The organism is Rhodocaloribacter sp., from assembly GCF_056451265.1.
The window spans coordinates 1-16,897 of record NZ_JBWOPL010000023.1 but is presented as its reverse complement, the minus strand read 5'-3'; the positions used below and the strand labels follow the sequence as shown (position 1 = coordinate 16,897).

Here is a 16,897-nt window from a genome sequence, read left to right as displayed (position 1 = left end):
CAACGCGCGCACGGACGAGTACGGGGACCTGATCGCCATGGGCGTGATCGACCCGACGAAGGTGACGCGCACGGCGCTGGAGAACGCCGCCTCGGTGGCCGGTCTGCTCCTGACCACGGAGACGATCGTGGCCGACATCCCCGAGAAGGAGAAAGCGCCGGCCATGCCCGGCGGCATGGGCGACATGGACTTCTGACATGGCGTTCCTTCCGACACCACAAAAGGGTGGGGCCGAAGCTTCGGCTCCACCCTTTTTCTTTGGCCCCGAACGCCGGGACACATGCGCGCCCCGTTTTGCATTTTCCCGCGTCGTTTGTTATGCTGTCTTTGCTTTTCGAAAGACACGCCGCCTTTCAGCCAATGGTTGCTGCCGCCCCGCCCCTTTTCCGCGTGCGATCCCTGGCTTTCCGCTCATCCAATCCCGAGATCGACATGAGCCGCCGCCCTCTCTTTTCCGGAGTTTTTTTGCTCATGAGTTGCCTTGTGGTGGCGTCGGCTTCGGCGCAATTCGCGAGCTATGGCGCAGCGCTCGCCGTGGGCGAGGACGAGGTGCTGGTGGGGCAGCCGCTCAGTCTCGGTGATCCCGGCGCCGTTTTCGTCTTCCGCCGGGAGGAGGGCGGCGCGTGGCGAGAGGCGGCCCGGCTACAGGGGCCCACGCCCGTCTTCGGCGACGGCTTCGGCGCGAGCCTCGCGCTCGACGGCGGCACGTTGCTCGTGAGCGCCTTCGGGCAGACGCCGTTCCCCGGCGGTCCGCCGAAGGTGGTCTACGTCTTCGAGCGCGACGACGACGGCGCGTGGCGGCAGACGGACCGGTGGACGCCGCCCGAGGGCGCGGAGGGCTTCGGCGTGCACGTGGCGCTCTCCGGCGACGTCGCGATGGTCGGGGCTTTTGCCGAGGCGGAAGGGACCGGAGCGGTGTACGTCTACCGGCGAGACGCCTCCGGCGCATGGCGCCTTCAGACGAAGCTCCTCGGCAGCGACACCGCGCCGGGCAGCCGCTTCGGCGCGCGTGTGGCGCTCGATGGGGACCGGGCCATGGTCGGCGCGCCCCGCCGCGACGACGGCATGGGCGCGGTCTATGCCTTTGCCTGCGATGCGGAAACGGACGCATGGCGGGAAATCGGCGTCCTCGCGCCGTCCACCCTCGACGACGGCGCGCACTTCGGCGCGGCGCTCGTGCTCTCCGGCGACCGGGCGCTCGTCGGTGCGCCGGAGCTTCGGGATGGCGTCGGAGGGGCCTACGGGTTTCATTATGACGAAGAGGCGGGCGCATGGCGGGAAGCCGGCGCGCTCGCGCCGTTCGATGCGCGGCCCGGCCTGCGGTTCGGCGCGGCCCTCGCCGCGGGCGGCGACGCGGTATGGATCGGCGCGCCCGGCGGACGCCAGACGCACGGAAGCGTCTACGTGTATCGCCACGACGAGCAGGGGCGCCGGCTTCACGCCGACAAGCGGCACGCGCGCCGTCCGGACCTCGGCGACGGGTTCGCCACCGGCCTGGCCGCCTACGGGGACCGGGTGGCGGTGGGCGCGCCCGGCGCAGACTACGGTCTCGGACGCGCCGTACTCTTCGTGCGGGGCGAAGAAGGCGACTGGCGTGAGGACGCCGCGCTCATCACCGAAAGCCACGCGCCGCCCTCCATCGCCGGCGGCATGCAGCCGTGCGCCGACGGCGCCGCCTCCGGCTTCGCCTGCGACAACGTGGACCTCGTCTCCTTCCTCTCCGTCGAAGACCTCGGCGGCGTGCGCGGCGTCTTCGTGAACGACCTCTGGGGATGGACCGACGCCGAGACGGGCAAGGAATACGCCCTCGTCGGGCGGAACGACGGCCTCGCCTTCGTGGATCTCTCCAACCCCGAATACCCCGTCTTCCTCGGCGACCTCCCCCGCACGGAGGGCGTCCCGGCGAGCCTGTGGCGCGACGTGAAGGTCTACAAGGATCACGCCTTCATCGTGGCCGACGGCGCCGGCCCGCACGGCCTGCAGATCTTCGACCTCACCCGCCTCCGTCACGTGACCGACCCGCCCGTGACGTTCACCGAGGACGCTCATTATGACCGCATCCACAGCGCGCACAACATCGTCATCAACGAGGATACCGGCTTCGCGTACATCGTGGCGGCGAGCATGGGCGGCGAGACGTGCGGCGGCGGCCTCCACATGATCGACGTCCGTGATCCCGAACACCCGGCCTTCGCCGGATGCTTCAGCCACGAAGGCACGGGCAACTCGGGCACCGGAACCACCCACGATGCGCAGTGCGTGACGTACCACGGCCCGGACGCCCGCTACCGGGGGCGCGAGATCTGCCTCGGCTCGAACGAGACGGCCCTCTCCATTGCCGACGTGACGGACAAGCAAAACCCCAGGGTGCTCGCGAAAGCGTCGTATCCGAACGTGGCGTATGCCCATCAAGGCTGGCTCACGGAGGATCACCGGTACTTTTACATGAACGACGAGGGCGACGAGATGATCGGGGCCGTGACCGGCACGCGCACCCTCATCTGGGACGTGTCCGACCTCGAAGACCCCCAACTCGTCGGCGCCCACATTTCCCGGAACCCGGCCATCGATCACAACCTCTATGTCCGGGGCGACCTGATGTATCAGTCGAACTACGTCAGCGGGCTCCGCGTGCTCGACGTCACAGACCGTGAGCATCCCGTCGAGGTTGGATTCTTCGACACGGTAGGCGGGCCGGATGCGGCGGTCTTCAACGGTTCGTGGAGCAATTATCCGTATTTCAAGAGCGGTCTCATCGGCGTCACGAGTATGCGCGAGGGGCTCTTCGTCGTACGCAAACGAGACGTTGATCTTTGACCGTGGGCGCGCGCCTTTGCGAAAAACTCGAAAGGCCGAATTTCGACCGCCGTCCGAACCCTTTTCATCCGTATTCTTAATCCGAGACACCGTCATGACGACCCGTAAGGCTCTTTTCCCTCTCCTCCTCGCGTTCCTTTTCGCCGCCGCGCCCGTGCGCGGGCAGTGGACGGCGCTCGAGCCCGGCAGCGACAACATCGAAGTGCTGGGGCATCTCCCGCTCGGCCCGCGACTGAGCGTGGCCGACCTCGACCTCGAACAGGAGCTCTCGCGTCCGTACGCGTACGTCGCCCGCATGGTCTATGGCGAGGAAGGCCCGCGCGGCACCGACATCATCGACGTCTCCGACCCCTCGAACCCGAAGGTGATCTACCGGTGGCGCATCGAGAATCAGGACCTCCACCTGGGCACGGGCGGGATGGACGTGAAGCATTTCAAATGGAAAGGCCGGTACTATGTGGTGCAGTCGCTTCAGTTTCGACAGGGCGGGCCGGACGCCGACCTCGGCGCGGTGGTGCTCGACGTGACGGGCCTGCCCGATCCCGCGACGGTGCGTGAGGTGGCCCGCATCCGGGAGCCGGAGAAGCCCGGCGGCTTCCACAACATTTTCATCTATAAGCATTCGAGCGGACGGGTGCTCCTCTTCACCACCACGTCCGGCCCCACCGCCCACGTGTACGACCTCGGCAAGGTGGTCGAGGGCGACGTCGCGCACGCGCTCGTCGGAGAGGTGCCCAACCCGAACGAGGGGCGGCGCGGCTATCACGACTTTTACGTGGGCTATCACACGGACAGCGGGCAGGATCGCTTCTATGGCGGCGGCACCGGCGGCTATTACGTCTACGACGTCACCGACCTGGCGAACCCGGAACTCCTCGTCACGCTCACCGGCATCTCCGGCGTGGCGTGGGGACACACGTTCACCCCCGGCCCGAACGGACGTTATGCCGTGGCGGAGACCGAATATCAGTACGCCCCGCTGCGCATCTTCGACCTCCAGCCCGCCCTCGACGGTGAGGTGAAGAACATCCGGGAACCCATCTCGGCATGGACCGCCGACTGGCGCAACCTCACGCACAACCACGAAGTGCGCTGGCCCTACGTCTTCGTCTCCGGTTACCTCGACGGGCTTCAGGTCTTCTCCCTGATGGACCCGAAGAACCCCGTCACCGTGGCGTATTACGACACGTACGTCGGTCCCCCGAATACGGACCGCTATCCGGTCTTCAACGGCGCTTTCGGCGTGGACGTGCGCAATGCCGACGGGCTGATCGTCGTCAGCGACATGACCACCGGCTTCTGGACGTTCCGCATGGAAGGCTTCGAGGGATGGAACGGCGCCGACTGGGGCGTGCCGGATGTCTCGAGCGCGCAGAAGTGGGACGACGAACCCGCCGGAACGCATTGACCCGGGCGAGGTTGGACGGGCGCATCGGCCGGTGCGCATCGGCGACGCCTGCGTCTCCGGGAGGACCCGTCTCCGGCCGTGGTTCGCCCGCCGCGCGCGGGTCCGCTTTCCCATCGCTTTTCCGGCTCAGACCATGCCTGCCTCACGCCCTCGCTTTCCCGAAACCGACGTCCTCGTCACGATCAAGAACCCGCATCGGGCGGGCTACCTCGGCCATCTGCTCTCGGTGATCGGGGAAGCCGGCGCGCTCATCGGCGACATCACGACGCGCTTCATCGGCAAGGATCACTCGTTCCGGGACGTCACCCTTTCGGTGTATGACGAGGCGCACCTCGAAGCGGTGAAGCAGGCCGTGCGGGAGCAGACGACGAGCGAGATCCTGGCGGTCAAAGACCTCGTCTTCGAGCGGCACGTCGGCGGCAAGATTCACTGCGGGCGGACGCGCGACCTCGAACGGCTCGAAGATCTGCGGTACATCTATACGCCGGGCGTGGCGCGCGTGTGCACCTCGATCGCCAACGACCCGGCGCTGGCCCGGCAGTACACCGGCATCGGCAACAGCGTCGGCATCTTCACCAACGGCACGCGCGTGCTCGGCCTCGGAGACATCGGGCCGGTGGCGAGCATGCCCGTCATGGAAGGCAAAGCCGTTCTCTACGATCAGTTCGTCGGCATCAGCGCCGTTCCCGTGCTCATCGATGCGAAAGATCCGGACGCCTTCATCGAGGCCGTCGTCCGCATCGCGCCGACCTTCGGGGGGATTCATCTCGAAGACATCCGCACGCCGGATTGCTTTTACATCGAGGAAGAGTTGATTCGTCGGTTGCCCCAGCCGGTCATGCACGACGATCAGCACGGCACGGCCACGGTTTTGCTCGCGGCGGTGCTCAGCGCCCTCCGGTATGTGGGGCGGGAAGAGGACCCCTCGCTCGTCTTTGCGCAGATCGGCCTCGGGGCCGCCGGTTTCGGCATCGCCCGGCTCTTGATCGAATATGGCTTCACGGTCCTCGGCGTGGACCCGAACCCGGAGGCGCAAGCGCACCTCCGCGCGCGAGGCGGCATCATCGCCGAACTCGATGACGCGCTGGCCCGCGCCGACGTGGTCATCGCGACGACGGGCGTGGTGGGGCTGATTCGCCCCGAGATGGTGCGCAAGGGGCAGATCATCCTCTCGCTCTCGAACCCCATCCCGGAAATCTTCCCCGAGGAAGCCATCGATGCCGGCGCGGCGTTCGCCGCCGACGGCAAGAGCGTGAACAATGCGCTGGCGTTCCCCGGCCTCTTCAAGGCTGCCCTTCAGGTGGGCAGTCCGGCCATCACCCCGGAGATGAAGATCGCCGCCGCTCGCGCCATCTCGGAGCTGGCCGAAAACCAGGAACTGGTGCCGAGCGTATTACACCCCGACGTTCACACGAAGGTCATCGAAGCCGTCACCGCGCTCTTTTGAACCCCAACCCTTCCCGTATGCTTTTCCGAAACCTGTGCCGGTGTGCGGGCCTCGCGCTCGCGCTCTTCGCCTGGGGCGCGCCCACGCCCGCCGGAGCGGATGTTCCGCCCGACGTCGGATGCCGGGCCGATCCCGGTCCGCCGGAGTATTACAAGATCGACCTCGTCCCGACGAAGCGCGTGCCCGGCGCGCGGCAGGCAAAAGGTGTCGGCTACGTGACCTTTGCGCGTTCGCCCTTCGGCGTCGCCCTCACGCCCGAGGGACATTACGTGTACGACCTCGCGGTCTCCGTCGAAGGGCTCCGTCCGGCGACGACGGGCGCGTACGTCGTCTGGATCGCCACGCCGGATCTCGGCGCGGTCGAACGCCTCGGCCCGCTCGACGCGGACGGCTTGGCGAAAGGGCGGGTGCGGTGGAACAAGTTTCTCGTCATCGTCACGCTCGAACCGACGGCGGAGACGCCCGGCGCGCGGTGGTCCGGCCCCGTGGCGCTTCGGGGGCTCTCGAAGAGCGGGTACATGCACACCATGGCCGGGCACGGGCCGTTCAATCAGGAGCCGTGCGCGAATTACGGGTATTGACAAGGACGGCTCCGATGCGCTTGAAAAAAAACCGACTCTTTCTCCTCGTTCTTCTGCTCTTTGCGGCCCCGGCGCGGGGGCAGCATGAGGGCCACCGCATGGGTATGTCCGGCGACAGCCTCGCCTGGCGCATGCCGCCGATGGATGCCTCGATGCCGATGATGCCGGAACTCATGGGCAACATGCCGAGGGTCGCGCCGCACCTCCCCGGCGAGGGCATGGACCCCGCGAGGTTTCCCGAAGCCCGGCCCCGCGAGGTCGTCGCCATGGCAGACGGCGACACGCTCGAGCTCGAGGCGGGCTTCGTGCGCCGCACGCTCGGCGGCAGGACGTTCGTCATGTACGGGTACAACGGGCAGTATCCCGGCCCGCTCCTCCGCGTGAAGAAAGGCGCGAAGATCGTCGTGCGCTTTTCGAACCACATCGAGATGCCGACGACGGTCCACTGGCACGGCCTCCGCCTCGAGAACCGCTTCGACGGCGTGCCCGGCCTCACGCAGGCGCCCGTCGCCTCCGGCGGGACGTTCACGTACGAGGTCCGCTTCCCCGACGCGGGCGTCTACTGGTACCACCCGCATGTGCGCGAGGATATTCAACAGGATCTCGGGCTCTACGGCAACATGCTCGTCGATTCCCCGGACGCCGACTATTACGGGCCCGTTCATCGTGAAGAGGCGCTCATCCTCGACGACCTCCTCGTGGATGCGCGTGGGCTGATGCCCTTCGGCGAAGAGGGACCGAACCACACACTCATGGGGCGCTTCGGCAACGTCATGCTCGTCAACGGCGCGCCGGACTACCGGCTCTCGGTGAAAAAGGGCGAGGTGGTGCGGTTCTTCCTCACGAACGTGGCCAACGCGCGCACCTTCAACGTCGTCTTCGGGGGCGCGCCGGTGAAGATCGTGGCCTCGGACGTGAGCAAGTTCGAGCGCGAGGAGTGGGTCGGAAGCGTGCCCATCGCGCCGGCGGAGCGGTACGTCGTCGAGGTGCGCTTCGACGCGCCCGGCACGGTGGCCCTCACCAATTCGATTCAGGCGATCAACCACTTCCGGGGGGAGTTTTACCCGCACGTCGATACGCTCGGCCTCGTGACCGTCGCCGAGGAGCCGGTGGCCGAGGACCTCGGCGCTTCCTTCGAGACGCTTCGGGAGAACGCCGACGTCCGGCGCGACATCGAAGCCTTCCGCCCGTACTTCGACAAGCCCGTCGATCACGAGATCGTCCTCGGCGTCGACGTGGACGGGCTGCCGCCGGCGGTCATGCAGATGATGGCGATGGACACGCTGTACGTGCCGCCGATGGAGTGGAACGACGCCATGCCGATGATGAACTGGCTTTCGAGCGTGAAAGAGGTGCGGTGGATCCTCCGGGACGCGGATTCGGGGCGGGAGAACATGGACATCCACTGGACCTTCGACCAGGGCGACGTGGTGAAGCTCCGCGTGTTCAACGATCCGAAAACCTTCCACCCGATGAACCATCCCATCCACATCCACGGACAGCGCTTCCTCGTCCTCGCGAGGGACGGCGTGCCGAACGCGAACCTCGTGTGGAAGGACACCGCCATCGTGCCCGTCGGCTCCACGATGGACGTGCTCGTGGATATGTCGAACCCCGGCGACTGGATGATGCATTGCCACATCGCCGAGCACCTTCACGCCGGGATGATGCTCGCCTTCACCGTGCGGGACGCCGGAGGCGCGGACGACTGACGGTGGGAAGGGCGGGGAGTGTGGGGGTACGAACAGCGAGCCCCGGGACGTGAGTCCTGCCACCGGGAAACACGGCTTCGGGTTTCGACTTTGAAAGGGACCATCCTTTCTCCAACCGCACCGATGCCATGGCCGATCTTTTCGCGGACGCCGCCGAGCAGTACCGCGCCGCGCGCGCGCCGCTGGCCGACCGGATGCGTCCGCGCACGCTCGACGCCTTCGTGGGGCAGGCCCATATCCTCGGGCCGGGGCGGCTGCTCCGTCGAGCCATCGAGGCCGACCGCGTCTCCTCGCTCATCTTCTATGGACCGCCGGGCACGGGCAAGACGACGCTCGCCCGCATCATCGCGGGCGCGACGCAGGCGCATTTCACCACGCTCAACGCCGTGCTCGCCGGCGTCCGCGACATCCGCGCGGCCATCGACGAGGCGCAGACGCGCCTGCGGCTCCATCAGCGCCGCACGATCCTCTTCGTCGACGAGGTCCACCGGTTCAACAAAGCGCAGCAGGATGCGCTCCTCCCGCACGTCGAGAACGGCACGGTCATCTTTATCGGCGCGACGACGGAGAACCCGTACTTCGAGGTGATCCGGGCGCTGGTCAGCCGCTCGCGCGTCTTCGAACTGAAGACGCTCACGACGGACGACCTCCGCGCCATCGTCCGGCACGCGCTCGCCGACGAGGAGCGCGGCTACGGCAGGCGCGACGTGCGGATCGACGACGACGCCCTCGAACACCTCCTCTCGACGGCCAACGGAGACGCCCGCTCGCTTCTCAACGCCCTTGAGCTCGCCGTCGAGACCACGCCGCCGGACGCCGAGGGCCGCATCCGCATCACCCTCGCCGTGGCCGAGGACAGCATCCAGCAGCGGGCCGTCCTCTACGACAAGGAAGGCGACGCCCACTTCGACGCCGTCAGCGCCTTCATCAAAAGCCTGCGCGGCTCCGACCCCGACGCGGCGCTCTACTGGATGGCGCGCATGGTCTACGCCGGCGAGGACCCCCGCTTCATCCTCCGGCGCATGCTCATCTTCGCCGCCGAAGACGTGGGCCTGGCCGATCCGCGCGCCCTCTCGGTGGCGAGCGCCGCCGCCCAGAGCTTCGAGTACGTCGGGATGCCGGAAGGACGCTTTTTGCTGGCCGAGTGCTGCCTCTACCTCGCCACCGCGCCGAAGAGCAACAGCACGTACGCCTTCTTCGACGCGCTTCGCTTCGTGGAGAAGGAGCAGACCTCCGACGTGCCGGACCCCCTCAAGGACGCCGGCCGCGACCGCAAAGGCCTCGGCCACGGGGAGGGCTATCTCTACCCCCACGCCTATCGCAACCACTACGTCCCTCAGCAATACCTGCCGGACGCCATGCAGGGCACGTATTTCTTCGAACCCTCAGGCATCGGCTATGAAAAGACCATTGCCGAGCGCCTGGCGTACTGGCGCTCGCGGGACGAAGAGGAGGACCTGACGCGGCGGGTGAAACGATATGCCGGGGAGACGGGAAGGGAAGGAAAGGGCTGACCGCCGCGGCCCCATGACGCGAACGCGATGCGGCTCCGTCGTGGGGAAGCCCCTTAACGAAACCAGGGGCCGTTCGCACGCTGGAACACGGGAACGAGGGGAGGTGAACGATGCGATGGAGGCATGCCGGACTATGCCGCCCGGGGCTTGCCGGATTCGCCGCGCACCGAAGCCGGCGCACGAACTGCATGGCGCCCGGGCCGGAGGTCGCCACGCTCCTTCGCGGCCTCCTCACCCGCCCAGTACGGCGGCTCGGTGGACGCCGACAGGTTGGCCATCTCCCGGCAAAGCACGAGGATTTCCCAGTCGATGGCCGTCCGACGCTCCCAGCTTTTGCGCGCTTTCGGGAGTCGGTACGACTCGGCCAACAACACTTCGATACGGCCGAGCAATTCCTGTTTTCTGTGTTCGATGTCAGCCATGGCGGTCACGGTGCTTCGGATGGATGCTTCAGCGGGTATCGGTCCTCCCCGGCGATGCTTAACCGTTTGTTCATCCAAAGTGTCGGCCGCCCTGCAGTCCTCATCCGCCCGACGGTCCGGGTTTCGGCTCATCGGCCTCGGTGACGACCTCGTGGAAGACCGTCTCGCCCGTGCGCAGCATCCGTCGGACGTACGGGCGGCACAACCCGCATTTCCGCCCGAAGTCGACGTGCGCGCTCAGCCGCTCTCCGTCCCGCACGCACGCCGCCTCGGCGACGGCTTTCAACTCGGCGAAGGTGATGCGGAAGCAATGGCACCGATCGATGCGCATCATTTGAGGAGCGTCAGCGGGCGCGTTTGTGTGGAAGCGCCGGATTGGAGGCGCGCCAGGTACAGCCCGCTCGGCAGCCCGGCGGCGCGCCACGTCGCCGTATGGCGGCCCGCCGGAAGCACCGCGTCCACGAGCGTCGCCACCTCTTCTCCGAGCAGGTTGAAGATTTTCAGCGAGACGCGATGGGCGCGGGCCAGTTCGAAGGGAAGGGTCGTCGCCGGGTTGAACGGGTTGGGGTAGTTGGCCCCGAGCCGGAAGTCTGCCGGGAGGCCCTCGTCCTCGACGGCCACGTTGAGCCCCGGCTGATAGAGCGCGACGCTCGCCGGCGCGACGCCCGCATCGAAGCGGTCCACCTCGTTCCCGGCGGCGTCGTGGATCGTCACGAAGCCCGCTTCCGTGAAGCTCGGCACGCGTCCCACGAAGAAGCGCTCCGCCGCGCCGTCGTACGCGAGGCCGCCCGCCGGGGTGTCGCCGGGGAGGAGGATCGGCGCGCCCGGCTCGTTCGTGTGCGTGTCGAAGGGGAGGATCGTCAGGCCCGTGAGCGCGAAGGCCATGCCGCTGATCGGATCGTAAAACACGTCCTGCCCGGACGAGCCGCCGCCGATCTGCGCCTCCAGCGCGAAGCGCGCCGTCTCCGCGCCCGTCGTCTCGTCGAAGGCCGCCACCTGTCCGTTCGTCTGCTCGATGATCTGCGTGAAGTCGGCGTTGTACACCGTCTTGCCGGTGCAGAAGACCCACAGCTCGTCCTCGGCGTCGACGGCGAGGAAGCGCGGCCCGTCGCACCCCACCTCGCGCGTCTCGACCACCGTGTCCGTGCTCGTGTCGATGACGGTCACCGTCGTGCCCGCTCCGAAGCCGGAGTTTGCCACGTACGCGCGGTCGTCGCGCACGGCGAGGCCCTCGGGGTTGTCGCCCACGGGGATGGTCCCGAGGACGGCGTCGTTCGCGAGGTCGAGGATCGTCACGGTGTTCGAGAAGAGGTTGGTCACGTATGCCTTGTTCTCGCCCACGACGGCCATGTATCGCGGGCTCGGCACGTCGAGGATCTGCGCCGTGCGCGCCAGCGTCTCGAGGTCGAACACGTCCACGCGGTCCGACGTGTTCGCCATCACGTAGCCGCGCCCCTCATGGAGCGTGATGCTCTGCACAAGCGTGTTGAGGTTCGGCACGGCGTCCGGCACCACGGCGCCCGTGGTCGGGTCGTACGCGGTGACCGAACCGTTGGCCTCGGTGAAGTTGCCCTGGTTGCCGACGAAGACCATCGTCGTCTGCGCCTGCGAGGGTTCGCACCAGAGCGTAAGGAAGAGGGCGAGGAAAAGAGCTTTTCGAATCGAGACGGTAACCGTACGCATGAGGATGAGGGTTTTGTTTTTCGTGAAAGAAAGGAGGGTGCGAAGGCCGCCGGGTCAATCGCCGGGCAGATCCACCGTGAGCCGGAGGCGCATCGCGCGCGGCGGCATGGGATAGCCTTTGATGCCCTCATAGGCGGCGTCGAAGGCGTTTTCGAGGGCGAGGGCGAGCGTCATGCGGGCCAGAGGGCGCGCGCCGGTGAGGCGGAGTTGGGCGTCCACCACCCAGTACGGGTCGAGCGCCTGTCGCCCGTCCGCCGTGACGAAGCGTTTGCCCACACGCCGCGCCGAGATGTCCAGTCGAAGCGCGCGCCACACGACGCCGAGGTAGCCCTTGAGCTGTTGGCGCGGCACGTACCGGAGCTGATGGTCGAAGGAAGCGGCATCGGGGTCGGAGCGGTCGCGGGCGTCGGTGAGGGTATAGAAGAAGCCGGCGTCGAGCGCGGCGGCGCGGGCAAGGCGGGCGCGCGCTTCGCCGGAGAGCTCGAGGCCCTGCGTGCGCACGCGGCTGAAGTTGGCCGGCGCATAGAACCCCCCGGCGACGGGTCGCCAGATGATCTGATCGCGGAGGCGGTGGAGAAAAAACGAGGCTTCGGCCTTGAGGTCGACGCCTCGCGCGGCGTGATGGAGCAGCGCGCCCGCGTCGAACGTCCACCCGTGTTCGGGCCGGAGGTCGGGGTCGCCGCCGGGTTGCCAGAAGCGGTCGTTGAAGGTGGGGACGCGGAAGGCTCGTCCGAGGCTCGCCTTGAGGCGCAGCGCCCGCCACGAGAGCGGCTGGAGGTTGAGGCCGAAGCGCGGGCTGAGGGCCGTCTGCCGCGCGGCGCCGGGGAGCGCGTACGCGTCGAGGCGGAGCGCGGGGAAGAGGCGGAGGCGTCCGTACGAGGCGTCGGCGTGGACGAACGCGCCGAAGCGTCGCTCGGTGGCGTCGGCACGGAGGTTCGGGTGCCGGGCCCGGCCGTATCCGCCGGTGAGGCCGCCCCCCACGAGCCACCGCCGCCCGAGCGCCGCCGTCGCCTCGACCTCGCCCGTGGCGATGAACGTCCGCCCGGTCTGGTCGATCCGGAGCTGCGGGTTGCGATACCGGAGCGAAGCCCGTTGCGCCAGCCCGCCGAGGCGCAGCGTGCCCCATCGGAAGCGGAGGCGGTCGGAGGCCCACATTCGGAGGTGGGTGTCCCACTGCCGCTCGCCCCGGGGCGTGGAGGTGCTCGGGCCGGGCAGCCCGCGCGCGGCGTCGTTGTGCCACACGCCGAGGACGGCGCGGTGCCGCCCCCGCTCATAGCCGAACGTCCCGTAGAGCGCCAGACGCTCGCCGTCGGCCCCCTCCCGACGCACCTCGCGCGGAGGGAAGAGCGAGGGGTTCACGAACGGGAAGTCGCCGTCGATGGTCCGGTACTCCACGGCGGCGAGCCCGGAGAACGCGCCTTTCCGGCCCGAGAGCGCCAGCCCGCCCATGCGCTCACCGAACGCGCCCGCCTCGGCGGAAGCCCGCGCCGAAGGCCGTGCGCCGGGGCGGAGCGTGCGCAGGTTCACCACCCCGCCGACGGCGTCCGAGCCGTAGAGCGCCGAGCCCGCCCCGTACATCACCTCGACGGATGCGAGCACGACGGTGGGCAGCAGCGAGAGATCGATCTGGCCGAGCTGGGGGGCGGCCAGACGGAAGCCGTCGAGAAGGAGGAGCGTCTGCGAGGCGTTCGCGCCCCGGAGCGAGAGCGAGGCGAGCCCCGTGGGGCCGTAGCGGCGGATGAAAGCGCCCGTGCGGGCCGCGACGACGTCGGCCACCGAGCGCGCCGCGACGGACGCCATCGCGCGGGCGTCGAGCACCGTCACGCGGGCGGGCGCCTCCGCCGTGGTCGTCTCCGCCCGCGTCGCCGTGACGGTGATCTCCGGCAGGGCCACGGTGGTGTCGGCCGTCGCCTGCGCCCGCGCGCCCGGCGCACACAGCCCCGTCAGTGCGAGAAGGAAGAAGAAACGAAGGTTCATAAAAAAGCCCCAACCTCAACTGCGAGGTTCGGGCTGTCGCGCCGGAAAGGGGGCGGCGCATCGTCGTGCGAGCGGGACCGACCCGGCGTGGCATGCCCCAACCCCAGTTCCCGGAGGTCTCTTCGGCATCCATGCGCTCGGCAGGTCTCCTGGCTCACGACGACCACGGCTCGGGCGGCCTTGCGCCGGAAGCTCCACGCGCGGCCTTCCCACCCCCTCGCGGGCGCAGTGACCGGGCGCTTCCACACCTCCAGCGTCTCTCGTCGTTCACAGTTGCGGGTACAGCCCCAGACTCCCCGCCGTCGCGACGGGTCACTGGATTCCCTTTTCATCGCTCCCGGATCCCATCCGAGAGCAAAACCGGACGCACGTATGAAAAGAACGTCGGCGCAAACTACGGGGCGCGTCGAAAAAAACCAAGCGCACCGTCGCCGCTTGAACGTTTGAGCGAAAATACCCCTCCACGCATCGCCGTGGAGGGACTCGAAGCCGGAAGCTGTTCAGGGAACACCTTAGACGGTGTACGTGAAGGGAAGGGGTTTCGTATTTCGTCGCGCGTAATCGGGGAGAGCCCGAGGGCATCACGGGGAGGAGGGACGGGTCATTCCGTGGTAGCGCACAAAGCGTTTGATCCAGTCGCCGTAGGCACGTTCGGTGTGGATCGAATAGTGATGGAGCCGCATGAATTGCTGGACTTCATCGATGAGACCAGGAGACGTTGACATGGGGCCGGGCTACGTCTATATTCCTATGGCAGTTGAGGCGGTAAGGGAGCCATGGTTTGCCTGAAAACACGGTCAATATCAAGTTATCAAGGCACATTTGCCCTGATATTGGGAGAAAGAGGGTGTTATCCGGGCAAATGTGCCTGAAAACACGGTCAATATCAAGGTATCAAGGCGAATCGACCTGATAATCAATGGTTATAAATCATAGGAGATGTCGTGCTACGTCTAATGCAAAGGGTGTGCTGGAACACTAGAGGATGGCAGCTTCCTTCTGGATCGACTAATGAGCGAGGTTTTCCGGGCGAAAATGGTTTTGGTCACGAGGAATGGAACTTTCAACTTTCAGATAAGTGGAATGAATTTATTTTTCCTTATACCTATCTCGTTCCACAACAAAAAATACTTGATAAGAACAAAGGCATTTTTAGCGTAGGTTTTTTTACTCGCCATCAAGAGCGCAATGAATGGCTTTTTCTCGGCATTCATCACAATGCTGAATTGATCCTTGAGCATGAATACCCAAAGATAATCAGTTCGTTCACAAAAAATGGCGTATTTGACCGCAGGGCTGAAGAATTGTTGTCGGCAACAAACAGATTCAAAACAAAAAATGCGGCGTTAAAGGAAGTAACTGACTCATTCAAAAAGAAATATATTAGGGTCAAAAGCCCAGTTTCTGAAATTGAAGTATTTCCACAGCCAATTGTAATTGAAAAACCGTCAAATCACAGGTTCAAGTCATTTACCTATGTTGATTCGTTTCCTTCTAGTCCGACGCTCAAGCAAAAAAATAGGCAACGGCGCTCCGCTTTAGCGGAGGATGGCTATTATAGGGAGTCATCGAGCAAACTTAAGATAATTATCCCTCGACACAACAAACTTTCAAACGATTTTTGTGCTTGGCTAAAGAAAAGTGGTGTTTCCGCAAAACAAGAAGAAAACTATATTGATATTTTGTTTGAAATCAAAAAAACTCGTTATATCGCTGAGCTAAAAGTTGTTTATGGGGTAGGTACAACAAAAGCTATTCGTGAGGCCCTGGGGCAACTTTTAGAATACAATTATTATCCAGGTAGAGAGGTAAATAAGGAGTGGATGATTATCCTAGATCAAGCTCCTGTAAAAACGGATCACGATTACATTGACAAATTAATCCAAGAAATAAATCTTCCGTTAAGAGTAGGGTGGAGATCCAATCAAGGTTTCGAGTTTTACCCGGCATGGAGAAAATGATTTATAACAATGCGCTCGTTCGGACGCAAACTACGCTGCGCTTCGTTTGCGCCGCACAGCTTGGTCGTTATGTGGCTTTGCATCACAGCTTGAACGCTGCTGTCTTTAACCTCCCACTCTTGTCTAACTATCAAACGAAACGCACCTGATGAAGAACAACGACAACCTCCGAACCCTTGCCGACACGGCTTATGAGGCAAAGAATTATGATCAAGCGTACCAGTATTACTCTCGGTTGCTTGAGGCGAACCCCTCAGATGGGCTTGCTTGGGTAGGCAAGGGGCTGTCGGCAGGGTGGATTTCCACTCCAGACAATCAGAGGTTAGATGAGTTGGTAGTCAACGTCCGGCAGGCGTTCAAAAACGGGCTCAGCGCTCAGGAGAAAGACCGAGTCGCTGACGAGACAATTGCTGCAGCTATGAGCTACATCAAGAAGGCAAAGGAAGCCTTCGATGAGGGTGTGCGGGAGTTCGACAAGAAAGAAATCGCACCCGGCGTTCTGTTGGCGGTCCATAATCTTGGTCGCATCTCTTATCAAATGGAAAATGGTAGAGAGCAAGCACCAGGCTGGCTCAAGGCACTCGATATAATGGAGTTCGCCTGTGAGCTTGCGCCCTCGAATGAGCGATACACGAGAGTGATTGCCGAAATCGATAAGCTGATTCAGCACTCGAAAGAAAATGCTGATTATCTGAAGCATGGAAAGGACGATGAACTTAACCGGCTTCCACGTATCTTGCAGCGACGGCAACGGCTAGTTCAAAAGGCAAAGGAGCGAGATCCAAACTTCGCGCCGCAGCCAGTAGCTGCCAGCGGTGGCGGTGGCTGCTTCGTTGCTACGGCCACCCTCGGCGACTACGATCATCCTGTTGTGCTAGAATTGCGCTGCTTCCGTGACGAAGTGCTGCTGCCCCGGGGCTCAGGCCGAGCTTTCGTTCGGGCTTATTACAGACTCAGCCCTCCTATGGCTGACTTTATCAGAACTCGTCCACGGCTGAGGTCGCTCTCGCTAAAGCTGCTAATTCGTCCAGCCGTGCAGCTTGCCCGAAAGTTAAATCGTGCTCGGTCGTCAGCCACATAACCAGCGGTTGCAAGTGACGAAAAGCGTTCCGACATTTCCAGAGCAAGTTGCTCCGTGTGGAGTTGATTGCTGGTTCCAAAGTATGAGACACGCATCTTTTCGCACTTGAACCGCGAGCCGTTACCCGGCCTCCCTCATTCATCCACGTCGGAGCACTTCTTTTCCCATGCTCGACTCGGCCTCTTCTCTCTAACCTTGGCGGCTCACCTCGGCGTTGGCGCGGGGGCGCTCCGGGCAAGCGTCGGTCGCCGGGTAACACCGCGCTCAAGCTGACGAAGGGCGCGACGGGCGTGC

13 protein-coding genes, 1 pseudogene and 1 riboswitch are annotated in these 16,897 nt (G+C 64.8%); of the genes and pseudogenes, 9 read left to right on the top strand and 5 right to left on the bottom strand.

What is annotated here, in order from left to right; translation table 11 throughout:
* The 7 genes and pseudogenes from groEL to AC1HIY_RS03245 form a co-directional block, all read left to right on the top strand.
* Window positions 1–196 (top strand): annotated as a pseudogene (gene groEL, locus AC1HIY_RS03275) (chaperonin GroEL); the annotation flags it as partial.
* A 236-nt stretch (window positions 197–432) separates the two neighbouring features.
* Complete coding sequence (locus AC1HIY_RS03270) at window positions 433–2,817, top strand: choice-of-anchor B family protein (RefSeq protein ID WP_479575278.1); 2,385 nt, start codon at window positions 433–435, stop codon at window positions 2,815–2,817.
* Window positions 2,818–2,911: 94 nt separating this feature from the next.
* Window positions 2,912–4,225, top strand: coding sequence for an LVIVD repeat-containing protein (locus AC1HIY_RS03265; RefSeq protein WP_479575277.1), 1,314 nt, complete (start codon window positions 2,912–2,914; stop codon window positions 4,223–4,225).
* Window positions 4,226–4,358: 133 nt separating this feature from the next.
* The gene (locus AC1HIY_RS03260; RefSeq protein ID WP_479575276.1) at window positions 4,359–5,672 is read left to right on the top strand and encodes an NAD-dependent malic enzyme; all 1,314 of its coding nucleotides are present in this window, start codon (window positions 4,359–4,361) and stop codon (window positions 5,670–5,672) included.
* Between the two features lie 17 nt (window positions 5,673–5,689).
* Window positions 5,690–6,253 (top strand): hypothetical protein, encoded by a 564-nt coding sequence (locus tag AC1HIY_RS03255; RefSeq protein WP_479575275.1) that lies wholly within the window; start codon window positions 5,690–5,692, stop codon window positions 6,251–6,253.
* 14 nt (window positions 6,254–6,267) lie between these two features.
* The gene (locus tag AC1HIY_RS03250; protein ID WP_479575274.1) at window positions 6,268–7,965 is read left to right on the top strand and encodes a multicopper oxidase family protein; all 1,698 of its coding nucleotides are present in this window, start codon (window positions 6,268–6,270) and stop codon (window positions 7,963–7,965) included.
* A gap of 128 nt (window positions 7,966–8,093) precedes the next feature.
* The gene (locus AC1HIY_RS03245; protein WP_479575273.1) at window positions 8,094–9,479 is read left to right on the top strand and encodes an AAA family ATPase; all 1,386 of its coding nucleotides are present in this window, start codon (window positions 8,094–8,096) and stop codon (window positions 9,477–9,479) included.
* 131 nt (window positions 9,480–9,610) lie between these two features.
* Here AC1HIY_RS03245 and AC1HIY_RS03240 read toward each other — a convergent pair whose 3' ends face one another.
* From AC1HIY_RS03240 to AC1HIY_RS03220, 5 genes are all read right to left on the bottom strand, one after another.
* Entirely contained in the window at window positions 9,611–9,901 is a 291-nt protein-coding gene (locus AC1HIY_RS03240; protein WP_479575272.1) for a hypothetical protein, read from the bottom strand.
* A 100-nt stretch (window positions 9,902–10,001) separates the two neighbouring features.
* Window positions 10,002–10,235, bottom strand: coding sequence for a (2Fe-2S)-binding protein (locus tag AC1HIY_RS03235; protein ID WP_479575271.1), 234 nt, complete (start codon window positions 10,233–10,235; stop codon window positions 10,002–10,004).
* Complete coding sequence (locus tag AC1HIY_RS03230) at window positions 10,232–11,584, bottom strand: DUF5074 domain-containing protein (protein ID WP_479575270.1); 1,353 nt, start codon at window positions 11,582–11,584, stop codon at window positions 10,232–10,234. The genes AC1HIY_RS03235 and AC1HIY_RS03230 overlap by 4 nt, the downstream gene beginning before the upstream one ends.
* A gap of 54 nt (window positions 11,585–11,638) precedes the next feature.
* On the bottom strand, window positions 11,639–13,561 hold the full coding sequence (locus AC1HIY_RS03225; protein ID WP_479575269.1) for a TonB-dependent receptor plug domain-containing protein: 1,923 nt from the start codon (window positions 13,559–13,561) through the stop codon (window positions 11,639–11,641).
* Between the two features lie 122 nt (window positions 13,562–13,683).
* Window positions 13,684–13,941: riboswitch (cobalamin riboswitch) on the bottom strand.
* Between the two features lie 201 nt (window positions 13,942–14,142).
* The gene (locus AC1HIY_RS03220) at window positions 14,143–14,286 is read right to left on the bottom strand and encodes a phage integrase N-terminal SAM-like domain-containing protein (protein ID WP_479575268.1); all 144 of its coding nucleotides are present in this window, start codon (window positions 14,284–14,286) and stop codon (window positions 14,143–14,145) included.
* A gap of 240 nt (window positions 14,287–14,526) precedes the next feature.
* Between AC1HIY_RS03220 and AC1HIY_RS03215 the strand changes: the two genes are divergently transcribed.
* Together AC1HIY_RS03215 and AC1HIY_RS03210 are read left to right on the top strand one after the other, a co-directional pair.
* Complete coding sequence (locus AC1HIY_RS03215; RefSeq protein ID WP_479575267.1) at window positions 14,527–15,522, top strand: hypothetical protein; 996 nt, start codon at window positions 14,527–14,529, stop codon at window positions 15,520–15,522.
* A gap of 148 nt (window positions 15,523–15,670) precedes the next feature.
* Window positions 15,671–16,603, top strand: a complete 933-nt coding sequence (locus AC1HIY_RS03210; protein WP_479575266.1) for a tetratricopeptide repeat protein — start codon at window positions 15,671–15,673, stop codon at window positions 16,601–16,603.
* Window positions 16,604–16,897 lie beyond the last annotated feature (294 nt).